Origin of the sequence: Mesorhizobium carmichaelinearum (assembly GCF_900199455.1) — a bacterium.
Lineage (GTDB): Bacteria > Pseudomonadota > Alphaproteobacteria > Rhizobiales > Rhizobiaceae > Mesorhizobium > Mesorhizobium carmichaelinearum.
In genome coordinates this window covers 86043-108679 of the sequence record NZ_FZQR01000002.1, presented here as the reverse complement: position 1 = coordinate 108679, position 22637 = coordinate 86043, and the positions used below count along the sequence as shown (strand labels likewise).

The following is a 22637-nucleotide window of genomic DNA, read 5'->3' as shown; positions in this document are numbered from 1 at the left end:
CTGCTATGGCTTCCATCATATTGGCCGGTGTCTCGGTCGAATTCCCGGTCTTCAACGCGGCAAGCCGCTCACTCAAGAACAGGGTGTTGAGCGTCGCCACGGGCGGCGCGATCGACCGCCGGGTCGATGGCCATGTCATCGTGCGCGGACTGGAGGATGTGAGCTTTGCCGTGAACGAGGGGGACCGGATCGGGCTCATCGGCCACAACGGTTCTGGCAAGACGACACTGCTGCGCGTGCTGTCGGGCATCTACAAGCCAACGAGCGGCTCGGCCACAATCCACGGTGAATGCGTATCGCTTATCAACATCTCGCTGGGCATCGACCCGGAAGCGACGGGCCGCGAGAACATCAGGCTGCGGGCGGCGATGATGGGCATGCGGCCGAACGAATTGCGCGAGCAATTCGATGACATCGCCGAGTTCACCGGACTGGGCGATTTTCTGGACATGCCGTTCCGGACCTATTCGTCAGGCATGCAGCTACGCCTGGCGTTCTCGACCTCGACGGCGATCCGGCCGGAAATCCTGGTCATGGACGAATGGCTTTCGACCGGCGACGAGGACTTCAAGCACAAGGCCGACAGGCGGCTGCGCGAGATCGTGGAGACGACCAAGATACTTGTCCTTGCCAGCCACTCACGCGAGCTGCTTCGAAAGAATTGCAACCGCATTCTATGGATGGAACATGGCCGTGTGCGCATGGATGGTCCCACCAATGAGGTTCTGCCAGCCTATTTCGGCTGACATGGCCGCTCAACGATTGGGTGACAAATGCTGGAGCCGACCCACAAGGGCTGCCCTACAAGATGCCCTTAGACAGGTTGAGGTGGCCAGTTCATTCTACGCCCGTCACGGAGGGTGGAAACAGTGACGCCAGCCGTACTTATCACTTGCGGAACAGTCAATTCTGCGGCTAGGTTTCACGCGGGCGCGGCAAAACACAGAGGCCAAATGCGGCTGAGCCGCCCAACCACACGACTGTCTTGTTCATTTCAAATTACCGCTTTCGGTGAAGCTCTGACACGCGGACAGTCTATAGAATCGTGTATTCGCCGAAAGGGACCAATTTGAGCTTTCTATCATACGCTCAGAACTTCGAAGATGTTATCCTTTGGCGCGCGTTGAAGCATATCCGAAACGGATACTATGTGGACGTGGGAGCGCACGACCCGATCAAAGATTCTGTGAGTCTCGCGTTCTATGAACGTGGCTGGCGGGGAATTCATGTGGAGCCGATTCACGGCTTCGTTCAGAGGCTGCGCGAGGCAAGGCCAGATGAACTGGTTGTCGAAGCTGCCGTAAGTTGCATACCTGACCAAGTCGATCTCTTCGAAATAGAAGACACGGGAATGAGCACAGGGGTGGCGAGCTACGCTGAAATCCACAGACAGGCAGGCTGGAAGCCCAACAAGATAACCGTGCCGACCAGGACATTGGCTTCTGTTCTCGAGGACGCTCAGGGGCGCGACATTCACTGGCTCAAATTGGATGTCGAGGGAATGGAACGAGATGCCCTGGAAAGCTGGGGATCGTCGGCAATTCGTCCTTGGGTTTTGATCATAGAGAGCACCTTCCCAAACTCTCCCGAGGTCAACTATGAAAGCTGGGAGCAAGAGGCGATAAAAAGAGGATATATATTTTCCTATTTTGATGGCCTTAATCGATTCTATGTTCACGAAGATCATAACGATCTAATTAAATCGTTCGGCCCTGGACCGAATTTCTTTGACGAATTTTCATTGACGGATCGCTCTCCTTTTGTTGTCGATCTTAGTGCAAGAATCAAAGAGGCTCACGAGAGAGCAGGGAACCTTCAGAAAGAACTGCAAGGCACCGCTGAGAAGCTTCGTTCATCCGAGGTGGAACGTAGCACCTTTGCTCAGTTGGCGACGCAGAGAGAAGCTGATCTGACGGCAGCGCTATCTGCAACCGCTAAGTCATTTGAAGCTGGATTGAAGTCTGCGATTGCAACTATAAGGACTGAAAATCGCGAACGCATCAATCTATACCAGACAGAGATAGGCACGCTTAGGGCAGAGGTTGCGTATCTTCGCATGTCCAGTCTGGCCAGAATGGCGGCTGCGTACAAACGTGCTGTTTCGCATTTAACCCTAGCCTCTAGAGAGGCGCTGCGACCGCGAGTTGAGTCAGCGCTGATGTTCGTCCGACGTCATCCGACTACCAAGCCGGCCATCTTGGCCTTGGCTTCGGTGGCGCCGCCAATAAAGCGAAAGATGTTGGCGTTTGGCCAGGCGCGCCCTGACTTTCGCGCGTCGTCAAACGAGCAGGGCCGTTCTCGACCAGATGCCGGCAGAGGAATCCAAGCGAGGTATAGGAACAATCTAGCCAGGTCAGCCACCGCTGTCGATCAACAGGAGGTGAGAATAGAGCCATACGGCGCTGACGGGTATCCACTGCTCTCAATCTGTATCACGACCTACAATAGAGCTGTTTGGTTAAAGCACTCTCTAGAGGCGCTGCTTACTCTCGCAGGTCAGTTTGGCGACAAAGTGGAGGTTCTCGTCTGCGACAATGCATCTGAAGATGATACGTCTAAGGTCGTGTCCGACTTGTTGGGCCGCTACAGTTTTAATTATGTTAAAAATCCGTTGAACGTGGGAATGCTGGGAAATCTTGGTGTTACCGCCGGCCATGCCCGCGGCAAGTACGTCTGGATTGTCGGGGACGACGACATTGTTATGGAAGACGGGATCAGGGCGATCCTGGGCGCTATTGAGCGCCACCCTGAGACAGAGATCATCTATACGAACTACTCGTACACGAATATGGACATCAAACAAGCGGGTGGTGTCGAGGGGATTATTCGCGCTCAAGTGCCGATAGCTGAGCCGACCGACAGCGTTTTCGTGCGACATTTGTGGCAGATCGCCGCCAACACGGACAATTTCTTTACCGCTATCTATTGCTGCGTTTTCCGCAAGGATCATGCCGTTGCAGCATATACTCAGAACACCAAGGGAGATCCCTTTACGTCTCTACCCACATGTGTGCCTTCCACAAACTACGTTCTAAACCATCTCCTTGAGCGGCCGGCCTATTGGGTCGGCTCGCCGGCTGTGGTCGTAAACATGAACGTGTCGTGGATGAAATACGCAGACCTCTGGGTTCTGGAGCGTTTTCCTGAAATGTACCAGAAGTTCGAAATGTTGGGGGTTCCATCGGACTTAGTTGATCGATACCGCACCAAGAGTGTTCAGGGCGTCGTCCACTATATTAGAGAAGTATTGAAGAACAACTCAAGTAACTTAGGCTGGATTACTTTGCGTCGGCTATTCATGACGTACAATCACATACCTGCGTTTCAAGAAGCTTTACCGGAAATTGTGGGGCTGATTGAGGCCGCTAAGCTGAAGGGTGTTCAGTTGGACTTGCAGGCCTTGGATGACCCATTTCCGGGGCCGGTGATTGTCCAGGGTCCCTTTGTCGGCTCCTACAGTCTCGCGATCGTCAACAGGGCAATTGCCCTGAATCTGAAGCGTCTCGGTGGGCAGGTGGCCCTTGGCCCGTCACCTACTGAGGGGGACAATTTTTCCATACGCGAAAGTCAGGTAGATGCGACGACGTGGTCCCTCTATCGCGCTTCGCAGCCGCCGGGCTTCGCACCATCGACCGTGCTGCGGTACACCTATCCGATAACCGCTGCGGGAATGGCGGGGGATATCAATGTATATCATTCGTTTGGCTGGGAAGAGTCGAGTTTCGATCTCCGGGCCATTGATCTCTTTAATGATTCCCTCAGCGGCATCACGGTTATGTCTGCTTACGTCAAAAAGATTCTTTTAGATCATGGCTTGCGAATTCCCGTACTGGTGACCGGCCTTGGCGTTGATCATCTCGGGACTGAGCGAGTTTCAACCCCCAGGCAACGAAGCTCGACAAAATTTACCTTCCTTCACATTTCGAGTTGTTTCCCTAGGAAGGGGCTCGACGTGCTTTTGGAGGCTTATGCCAAGGAATTTTCCAACAACGAAGCAGTGGAACTGGTGATCAAGACGTTCCCGAATCCCCACAATGATGCCGAGGCGTTGGTGTCCGCCTACCGGGTGAATGGCGATTGTCCAACCATCGTCCTGATCAATGAAGACTGGGCGGATGACGGTCGGATTTCGGATCTTTATGCGAACGCCCAGGCTGTTGTAGCGCCCAGCCGCGGCGAGGGATTCGGGCTTACGGTCGCGGAGGCGTTGTTCGCAGGTGTTCCAGTCATAACGACCGGGCATGGCGGTCATATGGACATGTTGGGAGAAGATTACCCTTGGCTAATTGACTATACGTTTCAGTATGCTGGCACCCATTTTGGGTTGACGGATTCCTATTGGGCGGAGCCCAGCGTGGATCACCTCCGTCGTTTGCTTCGACAGGCGTTCGAGACCAACGCTGACGAGCGCATGTCGATGGTCGATGACTTTCGTGAACGCTTGCTGTCTAGGTTTCGTTGGTCGCATGTGGCAAAACGCACGGCAGGTTTTTTGGAGGACCTACGAAGCAATCCCTCTGGCTTGGCCGCTTCCACACAGGTTCGGCTTGGCATTGTTTCTAGCTGGAACACCAGATGTGGCATTGCTGAATACGTTCGCAATCTTGTCTCCAGTTTTGATAAGTCCGAACTGAAGGTGTATGCGTCGCAAGCGACCCCAACAGAATTTACGCGTCCAGACGACTGCGAGATACTGCGTACCTGGAGGCCACGTGAAGTTGACGGGTTGGCCGAACTCGTGGCGAATGATGAGTCGGTCGACGTTGTGGTGATCCAGCACCAGCCGTCATTTATGACCATAGATAGTCTGGCCGAAATTGTTGATGCGTCGACTGCAAGGAACAAAAGAGTCGTCATCTTCCTGCACAACGCAAGCAATTTCTGCGATCATTTGAACGGGAAAAACATCGCGGCTTTTAGGGATTTGCGAGTTCATATCTACGTTCACTCGGTCAATGATCTGAACTCGATCAAGAGCCGGTCACCCTTCCTCCTTGGAAACGCGACCTTATTCCCACATGGAGTGGCTGTAACCGCGAATGAGCCTCGTCCGAAGGAACAGGATCGTGCAATTTTCGAAATTGGAACGTTCGGTTTTCTGTTGCCGCATAAAGGCATTGAAAATCTGATACGGGCGATGTCGATTTTGAACGAAGGTGCACCGCGCTATCGCTTGCATCTGTACACGAGCGCATTGGACGAAAGGTCCCAACGGTATGCGTCGCAGTGCAAGGATCTGATAGAGCAATTGAGGCTTGGAGACTCGGTGGTCTTTAGGACCGACTTCATCCCCGGTGGGGAGTTGCAGCAGCTTCTGTCGAATCTCGATTTGATCGTTTTGGCATACCAGCATACAACTGAATCGAGCAGTGCCGCAGTCCGCACATGCCTCACGTCAGGCACTCCAGTGCTCTGCTCGCCCCTCTCAATTTTCGAAGATGTTCGGTCTGTGGTGGATTTTATGCCGTCGACGGAGCCGGGACAGATCGCCAACTGCATCTCTGAGAGGGCCGCTGATCCCAATATACTGTTGGCACGCAGGGAAGATCAGCTCGCTTGGGTCGGGCAGCATAGCTGGAATGTCTTGTCCAAGCGCTTCTTCAATGTGGTGATGCAACTCGGTAGGGAAACCGGGTTCGATACGTGACGCTATGCCCTGACGGATTTAGGTGTCACAGTGTGGATGGGAGCTGACGTCATAGGAGCAAGAAGGGCAGGTAGTCCGCTCTACGAGGTCGAGATAAAGATACGCAAGGGCTGCGCGGTGTAGAGCCTCCGTATCGCTCAAGCACCGATTGCCTGCTCCCTTCAGGCGATTGACTGGTCTTATGCATGCCACGAATCAGAAGCCATCGATGCCATCTGATTGACTGCGGCTTTGCGCGCAAGGACAGGCGGTTCAGTCTCCCGAAGCCGGCGGCGCGCTAAAGCGGGGAGCGGTAGCCATGCCGCCTGACGCTCTGCCCAACCGGAAATCAAAAAAACTCTGGCGATGGCTGCAACTCCACGCTATGCGATGATTGCAGCGGGGGCTGAGGATTAGAACTTCGAAACGAGCGATCTGTGAGGGATGTCATTCGATCGCGCGAGGCTGTAATGTTCGAATCCTTGCCTGGAGTATAGTACTGGCCAATGACTTCCTATGTAAAAGCCGTATCCGGAAGTCGGCCGAAGATGCGGCGCGCCTTCATCATGATCCAGGATATGGCCATGGTCCTGGTTGCGGTGGCGCTTAGTCTCGTCCTCTCCAGGTCAGACCTTTCGTTCGATGCATTCTCCTACGAAGGCTTTGTCACCTGGGCTGGGGTCGTTCTCATAAGCCACCTGCTGTTCAGATATTGTGGTCTCTACACCACGATCTGGCGCTTTGCCTCGACCCCGGACTTTTTCAACATTCTGAAGAGCTGCGCGATTCTGACGGTTGTGCTTTATACCGTTTCGCTGATGTCTCGTTTCCTCGAGCCCGTGGCTGGCCTCAACGAGCGTCAATTCATCGTCTTCTTCCTCGTCTCCTTCACCATCATATCGGCGCCTCGGCTGTTCTACCGATTTCTTCGCGACGGCGCGAGTTGGGGCATCCTCACCCAGAAGGCCAATAAAACGCAGGCCAGGCGGGCGCTGTTCGTCGGTCGGCTTGGCGAGGCCGACCTGATCATCCGCTTCACACGCACGGCAGAGCCGGCCGACTATTCCATTGCCGGCATCATGGCGACCGAGCGCGGTGCGCCATTGGGCACACGGATTCAAGGTGTTCCCGTGGTGGCGTCCCGGCCGCGTCTGATCGATGTGCTGGAGGACTACGCCGCCGGCACCAAGAGCATCGACCTGCTTATTTTCGGCAGCGGCGTCGAGCATGAGATCGAGGAATATTCCGAGCTTGTGCGTGTCGCCCGCCATGGCGGCATAGCCGTCGTGCAGTTCTCGAGGCTTTCGCAACTAGGGCAGGAGGGAAAGATCGTTCTCGACGAAGTCGAGATGGAAACGATCCTGCGCCGTCCGACGGTGCCGTCCGATATCGAACGCATTGGCGCTTTCGTCGGCGGCAAGCGCGTCCTGGTGACCGGAGGCGCCGGGTCTATCGGCCGCACACTGGTCAAGCGGTCGCTGGAGCTGGGGGCAGGGGCGGTGCTGGTCGCCGACAATTCCGAGTTCGGCATCTTCCAGTTGAGCCAGTATGTCGACGAGAAGGACCATGATCGCCTGAAGGTCCGTATTGTCGATGTCGCGGATCGGCGCCAGATGACCCGTGTCGTCACGGAATTCAAACCGGACATCATCTTCCATGCCGCGGCGCTCAAGCACGTTCCGCTGCTCGAGGAAAACTGGGAATCGGCCATTCAGACCAATGTTTTCGGCACGCTTGTCTGCGCTGAGGTTGCCGCCAAATGCGGCGTCCCGCAGTTCCTGCTCATCTCGAGCGACAAGGCCGTGGATCCGACCTCCGTGCTTGGCATCACCAAGAGAGCCGCCGAGCAGCTCGTCAGCTCTCTGCACGAAAGCCATGCAATCGCGGCGGATGGGCGCCGTTCCGGCACCAAGTTCATAGCCGTGCGGTTCGGCAACGTGTTTGGCTCCAATGGTTCGGTGGCGACCATCTTCCAGGCACAGATCGAAGCCGGCGGCCCAGTCACGATTACCGATCGACGCATGACGCGTTATTTCATGACGGTGGCGGAAGCTGTCGACCTCGTCATCATGGCCGCCGCCGACGCACAGTCGCGTAACGGCAAGGACGACTATGCCATCTACATGCTCGACATGGGCAAGCCCGTGCCGATTCTGGAAGTCGCCGAAACCATGATCCGCATGGCCGGCAAGACGCCCTATGCGGATATCCCGATCCGCTTCACCGGCATCAGGCCCGGCGAGAAGCTGCATGAGACGCTGCAGGGCGCCAATGAAGAGATCGTCACGCTCGACATCGCCAAGATCTTCGGTCTCAGGACCGATGTCGTGGCGTGGCCGGCGGTTCAGGCCGCACTGGCTGCGCTGCAGGGGGCAATGAAGAACCAGGACAAGGCTTCCGCCCTTGCCGTGTTGGCGGAACTCCATCGGCCGGAGACATCAGCACCCGACACGCGGCAGGAAACTGGCACGAGAACAGTCGGGCAAGCAGGTTAGAGACGTTGCAGCTGACGGTTGGACGGCGAGATCTTGCTGGGATATCGATCCCGCGGCCGGCGGTTTTAGTGATCGGGGGATGGCCGTGAAGGGACTGAAGCGAGCCTTCGATCTCGTCGCGACAGCCCTGTTGTTGGTGGTGACGTCGCCTGTTCTGTTGCTCTGCGTCCTTGCGGTGCGGGCATCGTCGCCTGGTCCGGTGATTTTTTCGCAAACGCGGGTCGGCCGCGATGGTGCGTTGTTTCGCTGCCACAAGTTGCGGACGATGGTTCAGGGAACGCCGTCCTTGCCCTCGCACGAAGCGCCGGCGAATGCCGTGACCGCGGTCGGAAGGACCTTGCGTAAGTTCAAGCTCGATGAGCTGCCGCAATTCTGGAATGTTCTCAAGGGCGAGATGAGCCTGGTCGGGCCGCGTCCTTGTCTGCCGACACAGACGGAACTGATCGAGCGTCGCAGGCGGCTGGGGGTTTTGGCAGCACGTCCAGGCATTACCGGCATGGCCCAGATCAGGGGCATCGACATGTCGAACCCGCAGCTTCTGGCCGAAACGGATGCCGCCTATCTCAAGGCGGCGTCGTTCTGGCTCGATCTTCGCATCCTGTTTGGAACGCTCTATCGCAACGGCGGCGATTAAGCGTTTCCGAGCCGCGCGATCTCGGCCAGCCGCTCCAGCGTGCCGGTTTCCGGCAGCCAGCCTTCCGATACGAGCAAGGAAGGGTCGCATATCTGTGTAGCGGTCAAGCTGTCCCAGGACGTCCGCTTGCCCAGCAGGATCGCGGCTGCCCGCAACGGCCCGGCCGGCACGGGCACCAGGCGCGTCGGCCGTCGCAAACCGCTGCGAAAAGCGCCGACGATATCAGCGATCGAGACCGGCGGCGCATCGCTGGCAATATAGATCGGGCGCAGCGGCCCCGAATGGCTGAGCAGATGCCATATCGCTCCTGCCGCGGATTGCGATGACAGCAGCGAGCGGGTTCCCGTCAGTGCGCCTGTCGGCAGCGGCAGAGCCGTGTCGGCCACGCGCATCAGTGTCGCCAGGTTTCCTTTCATGCCGCTTCCGTAGACCGGAGGCAGTCGCAGCACGGTCGCGTCGGAACGGCCATGCGACGCATAGGCGTCCAGCACTCTGATCTCTGCTTCGCGCTTCGAGCGCCCATAGGCGCATTGCGGATCGGGTATCGTGTCCGCGTCGATCGTTGCGCTGACGCGCGCGCCGATCACGGCCCGGATCGAGGAGAGCTGGATGAACCGTCCGCTTGCCTGTTCGGCCGCCGTTTGCGCCAGCCTTGCGCTCAATTCCGCATTGGCCGCGCGAAAATCGGCATCGGTGGCGCTGCCTTCATCATTGTTCAGACCCGCGCAATGAACGACATCCGTAACGTCCCTGGTCAACGCCAGGAAGGCAGCCGTCGGCGCATCGAAACCGGGCATCTGCACGGCGTCATGTCCGGGACCAAGCCTCTCCGGGTGGCGGGACGCGAGGCGAAGCTCGGCGCCGGCCTTTAGAAGCTGGCTGACCACCTGACGGCCGATAAAGCCCGTCGCGCCTGTGACCAGGACTTTCATTGCATTTGCCCTGAACGCCTATTGGGTGGATGGAAGCGCCTGGTCTTTCATTGCTGGCGGAAGGACTTCTTCCGCCACTGGCGCATGCTCTCGTTCGTCCGTCATCGGCGCAAGTGCCTGATCTTGCGGCAACGGAGCCTGACGTCCGGAGGCGAGATACGTTCCCGACACCAGGAAGACCATCAGCATCGAGTCCAGAATGTCGTGGCCGACCAGGATGCCTGTCATTCCGGCCGTGAGATAGGTGATCACCACGATGACAATCATGGTGGCGCCGAACCGCTCGATCGGATCGGTGCTGTTTCGCAGGACCAAGGCGGCATTCCTGGCGGCAACGACAAAGATCGCCGCCAGCGTCACCGCGCCCAGGATTCCCGCCTGCACCAAGGCGGTCAGGATGCCGTTGTGGAAATGGCTGAAGCCTGCATCCATTCCGAACTGATCGCGGAAGCCCTGTTTTATCAAGGTTTGGGTGGCACCCACTCCATGTCCGAACAAGGGCATCTCACGAAACGCCTTCAGGCCGATATCCCACAAGGCGAATCGCAATCCGATGGGCGTCGTGTAGTCACCATGGGTGGCGAGCGCGTCCAAGTCGGAACGCATAAAGTCGACACGCCCGGATATCGTCTGGAAACCGACGGCAGCGATCACGGCGCCGACCGCCACCAGCAGCAGCAGCAGGCGAATGGCATTCCTTCCTTTCAGCCTCTGTTGGTTGATCAGCAGGACGGCGATGCCGGCGATCAGCAGCGAAAGCCAGATAATGCGCGTACCGGAGTAGATGATGGCGATCGTTCCGCCAAGGGCTGCGCAGATGAGGGCGTTCCTGTGTCTCTCGATACCCGACAAGGCGCCGGCCACACAGACCATTACGGCAAGGCAAAGCACCTCCGCGAACACGATCGCATTGCCGGCCCCGCCCTTGGCCCTCATCCCCACCCAATATTGCTGGATAACGGCCAGCAGCAGCGCGACGAAACAGGCGGCCAGGCTGCTGAGCACGATGATGCGGACGAGCGTGGTTTTCTGCGTGATGCTCCAGGTCGAATAGGAGATGGGGAAAAGCAGGAAGGTCACGAGCGGAATAAGGCGTGGCGCGTCCTGGACGATCGCGTTGTTGACGATGGACGCCACGATATTGGCCGCGCAATACGCATAGATCGCGATCGTCAGCGCCATCATCGCCCTGTCGATGTTGAAGCGCCTCTTCTTCAGGGCGATCAACAGGACGGACCACAGGCCGCCGCCATTGAACACGAAGCTGACCAGCGATCCCAGGACCGGTGGAAAAAAGAAGCAAAGAATGGAGAAGTAGATATTGATCCGCGACGGCGTGAGTTGCGGTCTTATGGACGATAGCCGGTTCAAGTTTCGGGCTCGCTATTCTCGAGTAGCTCTATGCGGCACATCCTGTTCAGCGGAACCGAATATGCTCGCCTCGAAATTGCCCATGCCTGATGACGCATCTTGCCCGCTTCCGCGGGTTGTATAACGGCTGGGCTGTCTTTTCGATAGTGCGCCGGGGCTTGTTGTCACGGAAAATCGGCGGCCCGGCGCCCGTCGATTGGCAAAGGGCGCCAGGGGTGTTTGTCGTCAGGTCATCCCGAGCAATATTTTTCCTGCCTTTTCCCGGTTGGCGGCCTTGCGAACAGAAATTTTCGGGTTATGGCGAAAGCGTGGAAAATTCATTCCCGAACCGACCGCTGCTGGACTGGTCTTGCATTGTTCTGCCGTGCGCCGATCTGCTAGAACGCCCGCACGAAAACACTTTGTCCAGAAGCGAAGCTTGAACCGGGCGCAAAAGGCTCGATGATTTGACGCAAGGTCTTTTGGCGCAAGGCACGAGAGAACGCTCACAGTCTATGACCATAGCACTTACGCATCTGCAGCGGCTTGAAGCCGAGTCCATCCACATTTTCCGCGAGGTCGCGGCCGCCTTCTCCAAGCCGGTCATGCTCTATTCGGTCGGCAAGGATTCATCCGTGCTGATGCATCTGGCAATGAAGGCGTTCTATCCCGCCAAGCCGCCGTTCCCGTTCCTTCATGTCGACACCACCTGGAAATTCCGTGAAATGATCGCTTTTCGCGATCAGATGGCGCAAAAACTGGGCTTCGACCTTTTGGTGCATGTCAACGAAGACGGCGTGCGCGACAACATCAATCCGTTCGACCATGGCTCGAACACCCACACCCATGTGATGAAGACCGTGGCGCTGCGCCAGGCGCTCGACAAATACGGTTTCGATGCCGCCTTCGGTGGCGCCCGCCGCGACGAGGAGAAATCGCGCGCCAAGGAGCGCATATTCTCGTTCCGCAATGCCCAGCATGTCTGGGATCCGAAGAACCAGCGCCCCGAAATGTGGAAGATATTCAACACCCGCATCGCATCGGGCGAATCGATCCGCGTCTTCCCGCTGTCGAACTGGACCGAACTCGATATCTGGCAGTACATCCTGCAGGAGAACATCCCGATCGTGCCGCTCTATTTCGCCAAGGAGCGGCCGGTGGTGGAGCGCGACGGCATGCTGATCCTCAAGGACGACGATCGCATGAAACTGCGCCCCGGCGAGACGGTCGAGAACCGGCTGGTCCGGTTCCGCACACTTGGCTGCTATCCGCTCACCGGCGCTATCGAATCCGATGCCGACACGCTCGAAGCCATCGTTGGCGAGATGCTGACCGCCCGCACCTCCGAGCGGCAGGGCCGCCTGATCGACCGCGATGAGGCAGGCTCGATGGAAAAGAAGAAGCGCGAGGGGTATTTCTGACCATGCGTCACATCATGGCAAAAAGCCTCGCCCCGACCGACAGCGTCCGCGACTACCTGGCTGCGCAGGAGAAGAAGTCGCTGCTGCGCTTCCTGACCTGCGGTTCCGTCGACGACGGCAAGTCGACGCTGATCGGACGTCTTTTGTCCGACACCAAGCAGATCTTCGAGGATCAGCTCGCCGCGCTCGAACGCGATTCGCGCAAGCACGGCACCACCGGCGACGACATCGATTTCGCGCTGCTGGTCGACGGTCTCGAGGCCGAGCGCGAGCAAGGCATCACCATCGACGTCGCTTACCGCTTCTTCGCCACGCCCAAGCGCAAGTTCATCGTCGCCGACACCCCCGGCCACGAACAGTACACCCGCAACATGGCGACAGGCGCCTCGACCGCCGACCTGGCGATCGTGTTGATCGATGCAAGGCAAGGGGTGCTACGTCAGACAAGGCGCCATTCGATCATCGCCTCGCTGCTCGGCATCCGTCACATCGTTCTGGCCGTCAACAAGATCGATCTCGTCGATTTCGACCAGGCGGTTTTCGACCGGATCGTCGAAGACTACGGCCAATTCTCACGTGATCTCGGCTTCCACACCATCGTGCCGATCCCGATGTCGGCCCGCTACGGCGACAATGTCAGCGGCCGCTCCGACAACATGCAATGGTATTCCGGCCCGACGCTGATCGAGCACCTCGAGACCGTTTCGGTCGAAGAGGCGGCTGTCGAGCTGCCGTTCCGTTTTCCGGTGCAGTACGTCAACCGCCCCAATCTCGACTTCCGCGGTTTTGCCGGCACGATCGCGTCCGGCGCCATCGCGCAAGGCGACGAGGTCGTCGTCGCCAAATCCGGCAAGTCCTCGCATGTCAAACGCATTGTCGCTTATGGCGGCGATCTCAAACAGGCGGTGGCCGGCCAGGCCATCACGCTCGTCCTCGACGACGAGGTCGAGGTCTCCAGAGGCAACATGCTGGTATCGCCGGCTGCTCGCCCGCAGGTCGCCGATCAGTTCGCCGCCAACATCGTCTGGTTTGACGAGCATGCGTTGCTGCCGGGTCGTTCCTACATCCTGCGCACCGAAACCGACCAGACCAGCGCCACCGTCACCGACCTGAAATACCGCATCAATGTCAACGACTTCGCCCATGAGGCGGCCAAGTCGCTTGAGATGAACGAAGTCGGCATTTGCAACATCTCGACGCGGGCGCCGATCGCCTTCGATCCCTTCGCCGAGAACCGCACCACCGGCGCCTTCATCCTGATCGATCGCATCTCGAACGCCACTGTCGGCGCCGGCATGATCGTGCACTCGCTGCGTCGTGCCGAGAATATCCACTGGCAATCGCTCGATGTCGGCAAGCGCGTGCGCGCCGACATCAAGAACCAGCGCCCCGCCGTGTTCTGGTTCACCGGGCTTTCGGGCTCCGGCAAGTCGACCATCGCCAATCTGTTCGAGAAGAAGCTGTTCGCCACCGGCCGGCACACCTATATCCTGGATGGCGACAATGTCCGTCACGGTCTCAACCGCGATCTCGGCTTCACCGATGCCGACCGCGTCGAGAATATCCGTCGTGTCGCCGAAGTGGCCAAGCTGATGGCCGATGCCGGGTTGATCGTCATTGTTTCGTTCATTTCGCCGTTCAGCGCCGAGCGGCGCATGGCGCGCGAGTTGATGGCCGATGGCGAGTTCATCGAGGTGTTTGTCGACACGCCCTTCGGGGAGTGCGCCAGGCGTGATCCGAAGGGCCTTTATGCCCGCGCGCTGAATGGCGAGATCAAGAACTTCACCGGCGTCGATTCCCCATACGAAGCGCCGGAAAAACCGGAAATCCATCTGAAGACGCTCGGCAGATCGGCGGAAGAGATGGTAGATGCCCTGGAACACTGGCTGAACGAGCGTGACATTGCCGAAGACCAATATGACAGCGGCGGCGGTATCTGACGACAGGTCGATGCTCGATATCTTCGAGCAACTGGCTCTGGCGGCCGGCCGCGAGGTCATGCGCGTTTTCCACGCCGGCTGCGCGGTCGACCGCAAGTCGGACGCCTCGCCGGTGACCGAGGCGGACCGCGAGAGCGAAAAGATCATTCTCGCCGGGCTGCGCGCTGCATTTCCCGAGATTCCTTGCGTGGCTGAGGAGGAAGCGGCGGCCGGAATAATGCCGACCGATCTGGGCGAGGCCTTCTTCCTCATAGACCCGCTCGACGGCACCAAGGAATTCGTCAATCGCCGCACCGATTTCACCGTCAACATCGCGCTTGTCCGCCATGGCGTCCCGGAAGTCGGCGTCGTCTTCGCACCTTGCACTGGACGTTTCTTTTCCGGCCGGCCGGGCAGGGCGGAATCCCTGGAAATCGATGGCGATTACCAGATCGTCGGCCGCCGGCCGATTTCGGTGAGAACGGCAGCAGCGCCGCTGGCCGTGGTGGCCAGCCGCTCCCACAACACGCCGGAAACCGAAGCCTATATTCGCGACCTCGGTGCCGCCGAGATCGTCTCGGTCGGTTCGTCCTTGAAATTCTGTCTTCTCGCCAGCGCCGAGGCGGATGTCTATCCGCGCTTCGGACGCACCATGGAATGGGACACCGCGGCGGGCGACGCGGTGCTGCGCGCGGCGGGCGGCACGACACGCACGCTGGATGGCAAGCTCTTGGCCTACGGCAAACGCGACCAGGCCGACGACGAGGATTTCGCCAACCCGCATTTCATCGCTAGCGGCAGGGCAGGGGCGAGCCCCGTCTAACGCATGTCGCCCAAAAGTGATCCTCGGTTTTGGGCGCACGACATGCATAAGAACAGAGAGATAGACCGGCTGCTGATTACTCGGCCGCGGCCTGCGCCGAGTTCGAGCCGATGTAGTTGCGGATCGTCTCGATGATCCGGTCCTGGTCGGCTTCGCTGAGATAGGGGTGCATCGGCAGGCACAGGATGCGCTTGGGCAGATCCTCCGAGACGGCAAGACCGGTCGGCGTGCGTGGGTAGTCGCGATAGGCGACCTGGGCGTGCAGCGGCTTGACGTAATAGATGACGGACGGAATGCCCTTTTCGCTCAGATGCGCCTTCAGGCCGTCGCGCTTGGGCGTCTCGATGGCGTATTGGGCCCAGGCAGAACGGCTGCCGTCGAGGTTACGGGCTGCCGTGACGACATCGCCAAGCCCTTCGGCATAGCGGTTTGCCACCACCTGGCGCGCCACCATCTCGTCTTCGAGAATGGCGAGCTTTTCGATGAGGATCGCCGCCTGCAGCGTGTCGAGCCGCGAATTGATGCCGACGCGGACATTGTCATATTGCGTCTCGCCCTTGCCGTGGAAGGCGAAGGATCTGAGCTTGTCGGCCAGCGCGTCGTCGTTGGTGAACATCGCGCCGCCGTCGCCATAGCAGCCAAGCGGCTTGGCCGGGTAGAAGCTGGTCGAGCCGACATGGCCGAAAGCACCGCACATTTTGCCGTCAAGCGACCCGCCCATCGACTGGGCGGCGTCCTCGATCACCAGAAGCCCTTCGCGGTTGGCAATCGCCATGATCGCATCGTAATCGGCGGCAAGGCCAAACAGGTCGACAGGAATGATTGCCCTGGGCTTCAGCCTTCCTTCCTTCTTGATCATGGCGATGGCGGCTTCGAGGCTGGCGATGTCGATGTTGTAGGTCACTGGATCGACGTCGATGAAGACGGGCTCTGCCTTGGCCAGCGCCACCACTTCGGCGGTGGCCGCGAAAGTGAAGCTCGGCACGAACACCGCATCGCCCGGGCCGATGCCGGCGGCAAACAGCGGCAACAGCAGCGCATCGGTGCCGTTGGCGCAGGCCACGACATGCTTGGTGCCGACATAGGCGGCGAGCTTCTTCTCGAACTCCGCCACCTGGGGCCCGAGGATGTAGCGACCGTCCTCGACGACATGGTCGATCGCGGCCTTCAGCCGGTCGCGGATACGTTCGCGCTGTGCGCCAAGATCGATGAACTGCATGTCAGCCTCAAAAACGATTTCAATCAGGCGGTTTAGCCAAATAACGGCCCGCTGGTACCAGAGTTGCGCCTGCCGAGAAAGCCGGGCAGCCGGGGCCACCAATCGCCTGGATATTGCAGTCTGTTACCGCTGATTTCAGGTGAATCCTAGCAAGATGCCGGAAATCCGGGCTTCGTCGGGTGCAATTGCGCCCGTGTAGCCTCACCGAGCGGCCCCGCGAAACATAAAGTGATCGGCTGGCTCAACTTAAGGTGAGCGTTGCTCAGGCGATTTCATGCCGCCATGGCGGATTGGCGCCCGCGCGCGACACGGTCACTGCCGCTGCCTTGGCACCAAGCGCCAGCGCCTTATGAATGGCTTCTTTCGACAGACCGGCGATTGCCGCTTTCGTCAGCAGGCCCTGCTCGTGCAAGGAGGCGAGGATGCCGGCGTTGAACGTGTCGCCGGCTCCGACCGTGTCGACCACCTCGACCTTTTCCGGCATCACGGTGACGGCGTGATCCCTGGTGTAACCAACCGCGCCTTCGCTGCCATGCGTGACGACGATCAGCCTGGGGCCGCGGTCGAGCCAATTGCGGATGACATCCTCATGCGAGCCGGCTTCGCCAAACCAGTTCAGGTCCTCATCCGACAGCTTCACGATGTCGGCCATCGCCATCATGGCGCGAATGCGCCTGAGGTGCTTTGCCTTGTCCGGGATGAAGTTCGGTCGGATGTTGGGGTCGAGCATCATGACGCGGCTCGCGTGCTCGCGCTTCATGAACTCCTCATAGGCACTGCCGGCAGGCTCCGAGATCAGGCTGATGGCGCCGAACAGCATGGCCTCGATCTCATTGCCGAGCGCCGGAAGGTCATCGATCGTCAGCAGGCGCCCGGCGGTGTTCTCGTCGTAGAATGTGTAGGTCGCCTGACCGTTGGTGAGCCGCACGAAGGCGAGCGTGGTCGGCCTGGGCGACGTGTGGGCATAGGTGGAGCTGACCTTGCTAGCGCCGAGCGCATCCCTGAACTGGCCACCGAAAAGGTCGGACGACAGGCCGGAAAAGAAGCCGGCTGGCGCGCCGAGTCGTCCCAGCGCGATCGCCGTGTTGAACACCGCGCCGCCGACATAGGGGGCAAAAGCCGGCTCACCTTGCGTCGTGGTGCGCGGCAGCATGTCGATCAGGGCTTCGCCGCAGCAAAGGATCATGGTTTTCTGGTCTCCGGCGGATAGATCACGCCCTTGCGGATGATGATGTTGGCGTAAAGCCTCGGCTCGCTTGTCGCGACGATGGCATGCGCCAATTTGACCCGTGCATAGAAGTCGGCGCCGGCCAGTGCAACCACCTTGCGGCCCGGCGCGCGCTTGGCGCAGATCGCCTCGATCTCGTGATGGACTGGATCGGCAATCGAGGGATTGCCTTTGACTGAAGCGCGAAACAGGGCTTCCGGAACGGCGTCGTCGACCGGCAGCACGCTCAGGATCGCATCGAGCACCGGGATGAGATGATGACCGTCGGCTCGGACCAGGCGCCTTGCCTGCTCCTCTGCCGGATAGTTTCCGTCGACCAGGGCGATCTCATCGCCATGGCCCATGGCGCGCAGTGTCGCCAGAAGGTCCGGACCGAGCAGCGCCGGGATTCCGATCAGCATTCAGGCGCTCCTGGAAATCGTCGTCGAACCAATCAGAAAGCGTTCGGAAAGCGGCAGGCTGGCGCCGCCGAGCGCCCGGGCATGGATGCCGACAGTTCCTTCGCGAACGACGGGGAGTTTCAGGCCTTCGCCGTCGATTGTGGCGATGGCGGCGACAATGGCATCGACCAGTCGGCGGCGCACCGCCTGCGGCATCCAGCCGTCGACCACCGCCGCCTCGAAATCGATGACCGAGGCCGCGGCGACGATGGCATAGGCAAGCGCCTGCGAGGCATTGGCGATCCAGTCGTCGAGTTCGGAGCCGATGTCGCCCCAGTCTTCGGGCGAGGTCCACAGGTGCGAGGCCTCGACGCCGCGCGCATTGAGCGCTTTTTCCAGCATGGCGATCGAGGCCACATCGATCAGCTGGGTCGGCTTGCCGTCCGGTCCGGGCACCGGCATCGAGCCGAGCGCGCCGGCATTGCCGGTCGGGCCGCCGAACAGCCGGCCATTCAGCACGATGCCGCCGCCGGCAAAGGCGCCGATATAGAAATAGACAAAGTCACGCGCGCCGCCCGCCTGGCCGAAGACGAGCTCGGCGCCGCAGGCCGAGGTGGCATCGTTTTGCAGATAGACCGGAAACTCGCATTGCGCTTGGATGTCGGCCCTGATGTCGCGGTGGCGCCATTCGTCCATGACGTCGCGCGGCGCGCCGGCGGTGTCGGCCCAGTTCCACAGTTCGAACGGCATGGCGATGCCGAGGCCGGCGATGCGCTTGTCCTGGGCAGGCGTCAGTTCGCCGCGCATCCTTTTCATGCCATCGGTGACGAACTCTACAGTCTCGCGCGGAGCCGGATAGCGATAGGAGTGCTGCAGCATCGAGCGCACATGCCCAAGAAAATCGATCAGCACCAGTTCGGCGCTGCGGCGGCCGATCTTGAGGCCGATGAAGAAGGCGCCTTCCGGATTGAGCGCCATCGGAATGGAGGGTTGGCCGATCTTGCCGCGCAACGGCGCTTGGCGGACGAGCAGGCCTTCTTCCTCCAGTTCGCGCATGATGACCGAAACCGTCTGCGCCGAAAGTCCGGTCATGCGGGCGATGTCGGATTTCGCCAGGCTGCCATGCTGGCGCACCAGCGAGAGCACCAACCGCTCGTTGTGGTCGCGCATGCCGCTCTGGTTGGTGCCGCGGTGAATCAGGCTGTCATTCGCTTCGGGCGAACCGTGCCTCGCAGTGGCGGTCTCCACCCTGTTCCTCCCGTCGTTTCCCCTCAATGCTTTTGGGCCAGAATGAGTGAACGGCGCAAGGCTGTCAATAATAAATAAGAGTGATTTAATTATTGACAGCGCCTGCGGTCTGGTGTCTGTTGAGGCGGCGTCCACGCTGGGAGAAATTCGTAGGATGCGCCGTAGATGCCGGTGGCCGGCATCCGGAATGGTTCCACTGGGAGGAAGATCGTGACCAATACAAAACTGCTGAAATCGACCGTGTTTGCCGCGGCCGCCCTGGGTCTGATGGCGTTTGCGTCGTCCGCTTCCGCGGCCGGTGTCGGCGCTTGCCTGATCACCAAGACCGACACGAACCCCTTCTTCGTCAAGATGAAGGAAGGCGCGACCGCTAAGGCCAAGGAACTCGGCGTCGACCTCAAGACCTATGCCGGCAAGATCGACGGCGACAGCGAGAGCCAGGTGGCGGCCATCGAAAGCTGCATTGCCGACGGCGCCAAGGGTATCCTGATCACCGCATCCGACACCAAGGGCATCGTGCCGACCGTGAAGAAGGCGCGTGACGCCGGCCTGCTGGTGATCGCGCTCGACACGCCGCTCGATCCGATCGATGCGGCCGACGCGACCTTCGCCACCGACAATCTCGAAGCCGGCAAGTTGATCGGCGCCTGGGCCGCGGCGACGCTCGGCGACAAGGCCAAGGACGCCAAGATCGGCTTCCTCGACCTGACGCCTTCGCAGCCGACGGTCGACGTGCTGCGCGACCAGGGCTTCATGATGGGCTACGGCATCGACGTGAAGGATCCCAACAAGATCGGCGACGAGACCGATCCGCGCATCGTCGGCCACGACGTCACCAACGGCAATGAGGAGGGCGGCCGTAAGGCGATGGAGAACCTTCTGCAGAAGGACAACACCATCAACGTCATCCACACCATCAACGAGCCGGCTGCTGTCGGCGCCTACCAGGCGCTCAAGGCCGTCGGTCTTGAAAAGCAGGTGCTGATCGTCTCCGTCGACGGCGGCTGCCCCGGCGTGAAGTCGGTTACCGAAGGTGTCATCGGTGCGACGTCGCAGCAGTACCCGCTGCAGATGGCAGCGCTCGGCATCGAGGCGATCGCCGCCTTCGCCAAGGATGGAACCAAGCCGAAGCCGACCGAAGGCAAGAACTTCTTCGACACCGGCGTCAATTTGGTGACCGACAAGCCGGCCAACGGCGTGAAGTCCATCGACACCAAGGAAGGCCTCGCCAAGTGCTGGGGCTGATGCTGGTCTGACCGGCAATTACCGAACTCGAGCGGTTGGGGCTTGATCCCCGACCGCTTCGGGTGGACGATGGGTCGCGTGACCGCGAACAATCCCGGCAGCAGACCGGAAAGGCGTGGACGGGCGTCAGCGCTAGGCTGACACCTCACGGGGAGGAAACATGGCTCAAGCTCAGGAATTCGAGAAGGTTCTCTCGGGCAGCGACACCAGCGTTGCCGCGTTCGACGAACACAAATCGGCCGTCAAGCGCATCCAGCATTTTCTGCATTCGACGCCGGCGGCAGTGCCGCTGATCGTGCTGGTCCTGTCGATCATCATTTTCGGCATCGCCATCGGCGGACGTTTCTTTTCGTCCTATACGCTGACGCTGATCCTGCAGCAGATCGCCATCGTCGGCATTCTGGGTGCCGCGCAGACACTGGTCATCCTGACCGCCGGCATCGACCTGTCGATTGGCGTCATCATGGTGATTTCAGCCGTGATCATGGGCAATTGCGCGGTCAGCTACGGTATGCCGGCCATTCTCGCCGTGGCGATCGGGCTTGCCGCGGGTGCGGCCTGCGGGCTGCTCAACGGGTTGCTGGTCGCCTATATGAAACTGCCGCCCTTCATCGTGACGCTTGGCACCTGGAACATTGTCATGGCCACGAACTTCATCTATTCGGCCAATGAGACGATCCGCGACACCGACGTCGACACCCAGGCGCCGCTGCTGCATCTGTTCGCTCTGAGCTTCAAGATCGGCACGGCGGTGCTGACGCTCGGCGTCATAGCCACGGTCGTGCTCGTGATGATCCTCTGGTACGTGCTCAACCACACGGCATGGGGCCGCCATGTCTACGCCGTCGGCGACGACCAGGAGGCGGCGAAGCTGTCGGGCATCCAGACCAAGAAGGTGCTGGTGACGGTCTATACCCTTGCCGGGCTGATCGCCGCTTTCGCTGCCTGGGTTTCTGTCGGCCGCAACGGCTCGATCTCACCGTCCGCCGCCGTCACCGACTACAATCTGCAGGCCATCACCGCGACGGTGATCGGCGGTATTTCTCTGTTCGGCGGGCGCGGCTCTATCCTGGGCACGCTGTTCGGCGCGATGATCGTCGGCGTCGTCTCCATGGGTCTCAACATGCTGGGCGCCGATCCGCAATGGAAAGTGCTGCTCACCGGTGTGCTGATCATCGGCGCCGTGGCGATCGACCAATGGATCAGAAAGGTTTCGGCATAGTCATGACCCAGGAACCCATCCTCACCGCGCGCGGTCTGATCAAGCGCTATGGCCGCGTCACCGCTCTCGACAATGCCGACTTCGACCTTTATCCCGGCGAAATCCTTGCCGTCATCGGCGACAATGGCGCCGGAAAATCGTCGCTCATCAAGGCGATTTCCGGTGCGGCCGTGCCCGACGAAGGTGAAATCCGGCTTGAAGGCAAAGCCGTTTCCTTCAAATCACCGATGGAAGCCCGCGAAGCCGGTATCGAGACCGTCTACCAGAACCTGGCGCTGTCGCCGGCACTGTCGATCGCCGACAACATGTTCCTCGGCCGCGAGATCCGCAAACCCGGCTTCCTCGGCCAGTGGTTGCGCATGCTCGATCGCCCGGCGATGGAAAAGCGCGCCCGCGACAAGCTCACCGAACTCGGACTGATGACCATCCAGAACATCAGCCAGGCGGTGGAGACGCTGTCGGGCGGCCAGCGCCAGGGCGTGGCGGTGGCACGCGCCGCTGCCTTCGGCAGCCGCGTGGTGATCATGGACGAACCGACGGCCGCCCTCGGCGTCAAGGAAAGCCGCCGCGTGCTTGAACTGATCCTCGACGTCAAGAAGCGCGGCCTGCCGATCGTGCTGATCTCACACAACATGCCGCATGTCTTCGAGGTGGCCGACCGTATCCACATTCACCGCCTGGGCCGTCGCCTGTGCGTCATCGATCCCAAGCAATATACGATGTCCGATGCCGTCGCCTTCATGACCGGCGCGAAGGCACCTCCGGAGGCTGCGCTCGCCGCCTGATTGTCAAATTGCCGCAGGGTAAGCCGGCGCACGCTCATCTAAATCGATTGAATATATGTTGCAATGCAGTAACATGGGCTGGGATGAATGGTGAAAGCCGGTATGATCAT

The 22637-nt window shown here is 59.9% G+C and carries 16 protein-coding genes; 10 read left to right on the top strand and 6 right to left on the bottom strand.

All coding sequences use genetic code 11. The annotated features are described in order from the left end of the window. Window positions 1-5: 5 nt before the first annotated feature. From CKW40_RS03795 to CKW40_RS03780, 4 genes are all read left to right on the top strand, one after another. Window positions 6-746: an ABC transporter ATP-binding protein gene (locus CKW40_RS03795; protein ID WP_095198607.1), complete on the top strand. Its 741-nt coding sequence runs from the start codon at window positions 6-8 to the stop codon at window positions 744-746. Between the two features lie 323 nt (window positions 747-1069). Next, entirely contained in the window at window positions 1070-5647 is a 4578-nt protein-coding gene (locus CKW40_RS03790; RefSeq protein ID WP_143748244.1) for an FkbM family methyltransferase, read from the top strand. A gap of 485 nt (window positions 5648-6132) precedes the next feature. Next, on the top strand, window positions 6133-8121 hold the full coding sequence (locus CKW40_RS03785) for a nucleoside-diphosphate sugar epimerase/dehydratase (RefSeq protein ID WP_179297820.1): 1989 nt from the start codon (window positions 6133-6135) through the stop codon (window positions 8119-8121). Window positions 8122-8200: 79 nt separating this feature from the next. Next, window positions 8201-8755: a sugar transferase gene (locus tag CKW40_RS03780; RefSeq protein WP_179297819.1), complete on the top strand. Its 555-nt coding sequence runs from the start codon at window positions 8201-8203 to the stop codon at window positions 8753-8755. Here the strand turns inward: CKW40_RS03780 and CKW40_RS03775 are convergent. Next, a complete protein-coding gene (locus CKW40_RS03775) occupies window positions 8752-9687 on the bottom strand; it encodes a UDP-glucose 4-epimerase family protein (RefSeq protein WP_095198604.1) in 936 nt (311 codons plus the stop codon). The genes CKW40_RS03780 and CKW40_RS03775 overlap by 4 nt on opposite strands. A gap of 18 nt (window positions 9688-9705) precedes the next feature. Further along, window positions 9706-11058, bottom strand: a complete 1353-nt coding sequence (locus tag CKW40_RS03770) for an O-antigen ligase family protein (protein WP_095198603.1) — start codon at window positions 11056-11058, stop codon at window positions 9706-9708. A gap of 494 nt (window positions 11059-11552) precedes the next feature. On the opposite strand from CKW40_RS03770, the gene cysD reads away from it, so the two are divergent. The 3 genes from cysD to cysQ are packed head-to-tail and all read left to right on the top strand — an operon-like array spanning window position 11553 to window position 15200. Then, a complete protein-coding gene (gene cysD, locus CKW40_RS03765; RefSeq protein WP_095198602.1) occupies window positions 11553-12458 on the top strand; it encodes a sulfate adenylyltransferase subunit CysD in 906 nt (301 codons plus the stop codon). Window positions 12459-12460: 2 nt separating this feature from the next. Then, window positions 12461-14398, top strand: a complete 1938-nt coding sequence (gene cysN / locus CKW40_RS03760; RefSeq protein ID WP_179297818.1) for a sulfate adenylyltransferase subunit CysN — start codon at window positions 12461-12463, stop codon at window positions 14396-14398. Between the two features lie 10 nt (window positions 14399-14408). Then, on the top strand, window positions 14409-15200 hold the full coding sequence (cysQ, locus tag CKW40_RS03755; protein ID WP_179297849.1) for a 3'(2'),5'-bisphosphate nucleotidase CysQ: 792 nt from the start codon (window positions 14409-14411) through the stop codon (window positions 15198-15200). A gap of 76 nt (window positions 15201-15276) precedes the next feature. Here cysQ and CKW40_RS03750 read toward each other — a convergent pair whose 3' ends face one another. From CKW40_RS03750 to CKW40_RS03735, 4 genes are all read right to left on the bottom strand, one after another. Then, window positions 15277-16419 carry a DegT/DnrJ/EryC1/StrS family aminotransferase gene (locus tag CKW40_RS03750; RefSeq protein WP_095198599.1) on the bottom strand — a complete coding sequence of 381 codons (1143 nt, stop codon included), beginning with the start codon at window positions 16417-16419 and terminating at the stop codon, window positions 15277-15279. Between the two features lie 262 nt (window positions 16420-16681). After that, on the bottom strand, window positions 16682-17605 hold the full coding sequence (locus tag CKW40_RS03745) for a carbohydrate kinase family protein (protein WP_095198598.1): 924 nt from the start codon (window positions 17603-17605) through the stop codon (window positions 16682-16684). Next, entirely contained in the window at window positions 17602-18048 is a 447-nt protein-coding gene (locus tag CKW40_RS03740; RefSeq protein WP_095198597.1) for an RbsD/FucU family protein, read from the bottom strand. The genes CKW40_RS03745 and CKW40_RS03740 overlap by 4 nt, the downstream gene beginning before the upstream one ends. Next, window positions 18049-19275, bottom strand: coding sequence for an ROK family transcriptional regulator (locus tag CKW40_RS03735; RefSeq protein WP_095198596.1), 1227 nt, complete (start codon window positions 19273-19275; stop codon window positions 18049-18051). It lies immediately after the preceding gene. Between the two features lie 267 nt (window positions 19276-19542). On the opposite strand from CKW40_RS03735, the gene CKW40_RS03730 reads away from it, so the two are divergent. The 3 genes from CKW40_RS03730 (at window position 19543) to CKW40_RS03720 (ending at window position 22527) form a co-directional block, all read left to right on the top strand. After that, a complete protein-coding gene (locus tag CKW40_RS03730; RefSeq protein ID WP_167448946.1) occupies window positions 19543-20520 on the top strand; it encodes a sugar ABC transporter substrate-binding protein in 978 nt (325 codons plus the stop codon). Window positions 20521-20680: 160 nt separating this feature from the next. Continuing rightward, window positions 20681-21742 carry an ABC transporter permease gene (locus CKW40_RS03725; protein WP_095198595.1) on the top strand — a complete coding sequence of 354 codons (1062 nt, stop codon included), beginning with the start codon at window positions 20681-20683 and terminating at the stop codon, window positions 21740-21742. Then, on the top strand, window positions 21718-22527 hold the full coding sequence (locus tag CKW40_RS03720; protein WP_244571078.1) for an ATP-binding cassette domain-containing protein: 810 nt from the start codon (window positions 21718-21720) through the stop codon (window positions 22525-22527). The genes CKW40_RS03725 and CKW40_RS03720 overlap by 25 nt, the downstream gene beginning before the upstream one ends. Window positions 22528-22637: the final 110 nt, after the last annotated feature.